The 4,263-nt window shown below is 43.6% G+C and carries 2 protein-coding genes and 3 pseudogenes; 4 read left to right on the plus strand and 1 reads right to left on the minus strand.

Translation table 11 applies throughout. From position 1 onward, the window contains the following. From F6K38_RS35975 to F6K38_RS35990, 4 genes and pseudogenes are all read left to right on the plus strand, one after another. Positions 1–1,125: pseudogene (locus F6K38_RS35975) on the plus strand (vanadium-dependent haloperoxidase); the annotation flags it as partial. Positions 1,126–1,511: 386 nt separating this feature from the next. Beyond that, positions 1,512–2,426 carry a ParA family protein gene (locus F6K38_RS35980; RefSeq protein WP_287359833.1) on the plus strand — a complete coding sequence of 305 codons (915 nt, stop codon included), beginning with the start codon at positions 1,512–1,514 and terminating at the stop codon, positions 2,424–2,426. 227 nt (positions 2,427–2,653) lie between these two features. Next, a pseudogene (locus F6K38_RS35985) lies at positions 2,654–2,884 on the plus strand (RNA-guided endonuclease TnpB family protein); the annotation flags it as partial. Between the two features lie 107 nt (positions 2,885–2,991). Further along, a pseudogene (locus F6K38_RS35990) lies at positions 2,992–4,042 on the plus strand (RNA-guided endonuclease InsQ/TnpB family protein); the annotation flags it as partial. 71 nt (positions 4,043–4,113) lie between these two features. Here F6K38_RS35990 and F6K38_RS35995 read toward each other — a convergent pair. Continuing rightward, a partial coding sequence (locus F6K38_RS35995) for a zinc finger domain-containing protein (RefSeq protein ID WP_502709635.1) occupies positions 4,114–4,263 on the minus strand: 150 nt, incomplete at its 5' end.

A 4,263-nucleotide genomic window follows, 5' to 3' on the forward strand; every position in this document is an offset into this window, starting at 1 on the left:
GTCGATATCACTCGCTGGACACCAGAACGGGTACCAATTGGCAGCCCGGATGCCAGGCTGCAACGGTTTCTGACTCCCCAGTGGGGCAATGTTACTCCCTTTGCCTTGAACTCTGGCTCTGAATTTCGACCACCAGCACCAGAACCTTTTCTGCGTGTAGAGGGTACTCTAAATCGGGAGAAGCGTACCGTCACCCTTAAGGATGGCACAGAGGTTAGTCTGGTTAACGAAAACGGCGAGGTTAATACTGACGTTGTTAACCCTGGGTTTATCGACCAAGCTGAGCGCATCGTTGAGGTCAGCGCTAATCTCACCGATGAGCAAAAACTAGTGGCTGAGTTCTGGGAAGACCCCTCTGGCACCCCCTTCCCTCCTGGAACTTGGATGAGTTTTGGTTCATTCGTCTCTGAACGGGATAACCAAACCCTAGATGAAGATATCCAACTTTACTTTGGTCTGGGGAATGCAGTTTTGGATGCGGGCATTGCGACTTGGGAAGCAAAAGTCTTCTACGACTATACTCGTCCTGTCCGAGCGATCCGCGAACTAGGTGAGCTGGGCTTAATTGGTGAATTCGATCAGGAGCTGGGAGGCTTTGCGATCGAATCTTATGGTGGACCAGGAGTAGGAACCATAAGGCTATTAGCTAGTGATTTCATTACCTACCAAACTCCTGGTGCCGATCCATCCCCTCCCTTTGCGGAATTTACCTCAGGACATAGTGCTTTCAGTGCTGCTGCAGCTGAGATTTTTAAGCTATTTACCGGTAGTGATTACTTCGGCAATTCAGTAACTTTTCTCCCTGGTTCCTCTCTTTTTGAACCTGGTTTGACTCCCACGGATCAAGTCACCCTGTTTTGGGAGACATTTTCCGATGCTGCTGATGAAGCTGGTATTTCTCGCATCTACGGTGGCATTCACTTCGATGATGGAGATATATTCGGGGGACAATTAGGGCGAGACGTTGGTGGCAAGGTCTATGACCGGACATTATTCTTCATCAATGGTGGTGTTAAAGTTCCCGAACCTACCTCGGTATTGGGTATGTTAGTATTTGGTGCCTTTGGTGCTGCTTCCATGATCAAAGGAAAACGGGGAAATCAATCTCACCATCAATCTCACTAACATTACCTAAAAATCTTCCTTTTGGAGGTTTAGGAAGCCTTGGTTTCTGATTAACCTAAAAAAGAAAAGGGAAAAGGTTTCATAACAGTTCAGGTTTCGCCAAATACCTTTTCCCTAGCTGAAATCCCCCCAATTTTGGGGGGTATTTAGTTAGGATACATAACAAATCTGGCTATGGCAACTGAATTCTCTAATAGAATCACCACGATAAACAACGATGACATCAGTTGAGGATTCAAGCGAGGATTCCAGTGTAACTCTCGACAACTTACTGGATAATTGCGGACTGCCCAAGGGTAAATTATCGTAATCCATCGGAATTCTTGCCTAGTGACCAATAATACTTAATGATAATAAATGGTGTCATGGCAAGATCACTTTAATAAATGGGATTAGTTATTAGTACAGTCAATATGAAAGGTGGTGTGGGCAAGACCACCCTCACCGTCAACTTGGCGACTTGCTTAGCCAAAAATCATAATAAGCGGGTTTTGGTGGTCGATTTAGATACCCAAATTAGTGGAACCTTGAGCTTAATGCAGCCCCAAGCATTTGCTAAAGCTAGAAAAGGAAGGCGGACATTAAGTCGGTTAATTGACAAAGTCATTAAACCTAGCTATCGCAGTCGCTTAACAATTGAGGATATTATTCAAACTGATAATTGTAATATCAAAGGATTGGATTTATTGCCGGGAGATATTGAGCTTTATGATGAATATGTAGTCTCTGATCTACTCCATAAGCAATCTATTCAGGAAGGGGAGGTGGAATTTAGTAAGGTTTGGAGCCGCTTTGAAAGTTTATTAATCAAAGGGATATTAGAGCCGATTATCCCTAACTATGACTTTATTATTTTAGATTGCGCTCCTGGGTACAATCTTTTGACTCGCAGTGGCATTGTGGCTAGTGATTTATATCTGCTACCAGCCAGACCAGAACCTTTATCTATTGTAGGGATTCAACTTCTAGAAAGACGGATTGCCAGGCTCAAAGAAAGTCATCAGCAGGATAGTCCTCTTAACTTGCAGCTGTTGGGGATTATCTTTATTTTGTCAGGCGGTGGACTGATGGGTAGGTACTATAAGCAAGTGATGAGGCGAGTTGATAACGATTTCGATAGCAACCAAATTTTTAAAATTCGCATTCCCATGGATGTTAATGTTGCTAAAGCTGTGGATAGTTTTAGTCCTGTAGTTATCGCTCATCCTAATTCTGCTGGCTCTAAAGCATTCTTCAAGTTGACAGAAGAATTTTTACTTAAGCTTGAGGGGATTAAGAGTATGGAACAAATCAGGGATTAGTGTTGAATCTCTAATCCCTGATCTGGCCAATAGTGCTAACTGTCCTTAGCAATCTCTCAATCACCAATAACTTACGGGACTGCTCCAGGCTGAAAGCCCCGTGTTTTTAAACCGGGGATGAAAGCCAGGTAGCGACTTTAGTCGCCGTGAAAAAAATTAAGTCATAACTTGACGTTTTATTTAAAACGTGTTAGGGTAATCTTCTATCGAATAGAGGTCGAAATTCGGTGATCATATTAGAGTTCAAAGCATACGGTAAACCCCTTCAATATCAAGCCATCGACGAAGCGATTCGGACAGTCAAGTTTATCCGAAACAGTTGTATTTGTTTGTGGATGGACAATAAAGGGACTGGCAAGTACGACCTTAGTAAGTATTCTAAAATACTAGCTAAAAACTTCCCATTTGCTAATGATTTAAACTCTACCGCCCGACAGGCTGCTGCTGAAAGGGCTTGGTTAGAAGTTACCGTAAGAAGAGTGGAGCCTTTATAGGCGACAGGCTATGCAAAAAAGGGTTAAAACTCATGAAATAAGGCTCCACTCTTCTAAGGTTTCATCTCCGGTCATCGATATCTCGCTTCTTTGAAAATTGCCAGAAAAAAGTACCTGGGAAAAAGGGCTACCCTCGCTTTCATAAACACTGTAGGTCGGTTGAATATAAGCAGTCAGGATGGAAGTTATCCCCTGACAAAAAATCAATCACTTTCAGTGACAAAAAAGGAATCGGAAAGCTTAAGCTCAAAGGCACATGGGACTTGTGGCGTTTTGACCAAAAATCAATCAAGCGAGTTCGTATAGTCAAAAGGGCTGATGGGTACTATGTTCAGTTTTGTGTCTCGGTTGATATAGACGAACAATTAGAGCCAAGTCATTCGACTATTGGGTTAGACGTAGGACTGAAAGAGTTCTATACTGACTCCATGGGTAATACCCAACCAAATCCTCGGTTTTATAGAACAGGGGAAAAGCGGTTAAAGTTTTATCAACGCCGAGTTTCCCGGAAAAAGAAAGCCTCATCCAATCGTAAAAAAGCCATCAATAGATTAGGTAGGCAGCATCTCAAGATAAGTAGGCAGCGTGAAGAACATGCCAAGAGACTGGTTAGAAGTTACCGCAAGAAGAGTGCAGCCTTTATAGTTGATAGGCTATGCATCAAAGGTGGCAGGTTTTGTTGTAAGGCTGCACTCTTCTAAGGTTTCGTCTCCGGCACGTTGCGTAATCCGGTCTAACGATCTGGTCGCCTATGAAGATTTGAGAGTCAAAAATTTGGTGAAAAATCACTGTCTCGCTAAATCTATTAATGACGCAGGTTGGTATCAATTTAGGAAATGGTTAGAGCATTTTGGCAAGAAGTTTGGAAGGGTCACGGTCGGAGTGAATCCTGCCTACACAAGTCAAAACTGCTCTGAGTGTGGCGAAGTGGTTAAAAAGTCATTATCAACCAGGACTCACGTCTGTGGGTGTGGCTGTGAATTAGACCGTGACCACAACGCTGCAATCAACATACTAAATCGAGCCTTGGGTACGGTGGGGCACACCGGAACCTGGGTCATTGATCCAAACGCTTCAGGAGAATCGGCCTCTATTGTTCTTGGTTCCGACCAGGTTCAGTAAGCTGGCTCGTTGAATGAAGAATCCCCGTCTTTTTAAAGCGGGGAGTGTCAAAAGTCAGTTAACAAGTTACCTCAGAAGTTACCAGCTAAGGCAGCATTACAGCGTTCGCAGATGGTAGGATGCTCAGCAATTGTACCTACTTTAGGTCCGTAGTTCCAACAGCGATCGCATTTTAAGCCTTCTGCATTGACTACCCCTAGCGCTATAGTTTCTGATTCAGC

Origin of the sequence: Moorena sp. SIO3B2, from assembly GCF_010692525.1 — a bacterium.
In the GTDB taxonomy this organism is placed as follows: Bacteria; Cyanobacteriota; Cyanobacteriia; order Cyanobacteriales; family Coleofasciculaceae; genus Moorena; species Moorena producens.

Coding starts and splice junctions, on each gene's coding strand:
- F6K38_RS35980 (WP_287359833.1), top strand. CDS start 1,512: ATGGGATTAGTTATTAGTACAGTCAATATGAAAGGTGGTGTGGGCAAG.